Source organism: Rhizobacter sp. P3_C12 (genome assembly GCF_056402735.1).
In genome coordinates this window covers 1-1,259 of sequence record NZ_JBFUGW010000596.1, presented here as the reverse complement: position 1 = coordinate 1,259, position 1,259 = coordinate 1, and the positions used below count along the sequence as shown (strand labels likewise).

Here is a 1,259-nt window from a genome sequence, read left to right as displayed (position 1 = left end):
GTGAACTACGGCTACACGCCGAAGGGGTTCCTCGGCAGCGTGTCGTTGGCGACGGCGGTCACGGTGAACCCGTTGCCGGCCACACCAGGGGGCACACCGGGTGCGAGCGTCACGCTGCCGGCCGGCACGGTGCTGTGGCAGGCGCAGGCCTACAACGCGTGGGATCGGCTGGAGCAGCAGCGCTACAGCAGCTCGGTGGTGAGCAAGTCGAGCTATGAAGCTGCGACGGGCCGTGCCAGCGTATGCGTCCGGCCAAGTCATCTTGATCTGAGCTCGCAGCCATAGGAGGCTCTACTCCACTTAACTTCTCCGTGGACACGTGGACACTACTGTGGTGAAGGCGGCTGGGCGCCGCCGAAGGCGCAAGCACAGCGCCGAGTTCAAGGCGCAGCTCGTGGCGGCCTGCGAGCAACCTGGCATGTCGAGCGCAGCCGTGGCGATGGCCAACGGCATCGGCGTGCAGTTGGCGCCGTTGGTGCAGGCCATGCACGAAGATCTACTCGCCCGGCGCGTCCTGCATGCCGACGAGACGCCGGTTCCTGTCGGTGGACCAACTCGTGAGCGATCCGGCAGACCTGCAGGCCTACAACCGCTACAGCTACGTGCGCAACGATCCGCTGGCGCGCACGGACCCGAGCGGCTGGTCGGATGACAAGCCGAGCAAGACATGGGAGCCCTGGAAGGGCTACTTCGTGACGACGATCATGTTCCCGGCGCTGAGCGCGCCGGACGTGAGCCCGGCGCAGACGGCCACAACCAAGACAACGCCGGAGAAGGCGCCAGATGGCGCTGGATCACCAGCGCCCGCGAAGAAGGCTGAGTCGAGCTCTTCGAACAGCGCCTCGTCGGAGCGGTGCAGCGGTAGCGTTTGCATAGACCAAGCAACCCGTCAAGCTCGTGCGGAATACCATGGAGACAACCCGAAGGATGCGGGAAAGCACTACATGGGTAATGTCTTTGCCAGCGCTTGGAATGAGGCATTCGAAGCTGCCAGGATGTACATGGAAGGCGTGTGTCGTGGTCAAGTCTTTTCGGACACGCCAATGAGTTGGTTTGGGTTGAATCTCAGTGAGTGTGTTCGGCGTGACGCTCATGCTCGACGGGCGAGCGATAGCCGAGTGTGGAATGGAGCCTGACGGGGTTGTAGAAGCAGGCGATGTAGTCGGCGACATCGATCATCGCTTCGGCGTGATTGGCGTAGTCGCGCTGCCAGACGCGTTCCATCTTCAGGTTCAGGAAGAAGCGTTCCATCACGGCGT

Annotated in this window: 3 protein-coding genes; 2 read left to right on the top strand and 1 reads right to left on the bottom strand. The window is 63.1% G+C overall.

Features of this window, described 5'->3' with window-relative positions; translation table 11 throughout:
• On the top strand, nt 1-285 hold a 285-nt coding region (locus AC1DXV_RS34810), incomplete at its 5' end, for a hypothetical protein (protein ID WP_477938071.1).
• 133 nt (nt 286-418) lie between these two features.
• Complete coding sequence (locus AC1DXV_RS34805; RefSeq protein WP_477938070.1) at nt 419-652, top strand: IS66 family transposase; 234 nt, start codon at nt 419-421, stop codon at nt 650-652.
• Between the two features lie 413 nt (nt 653-1,065).
• Here the strand turns inward: AC1DXV_RS34805 and AC1DXV_RS34800 are convergent.
• On the bottom strand, nt 1,066-1,259 hold a 194-nt coding region (locus tag AC1DXV_RS34800; RefSeq protein WP_477938069.1), incomplete at its 5' end, for an IS3 family transposase.

Coding starts and splice junctions, on each gene's coding strand:
- AC1DXV_RS34805 (WP_477938070.1), top strand. CDS start 419: ATGTCGAGCGCAGCCGTGGCGATGGCCAACGGCATCGGCGTGCAGTTG.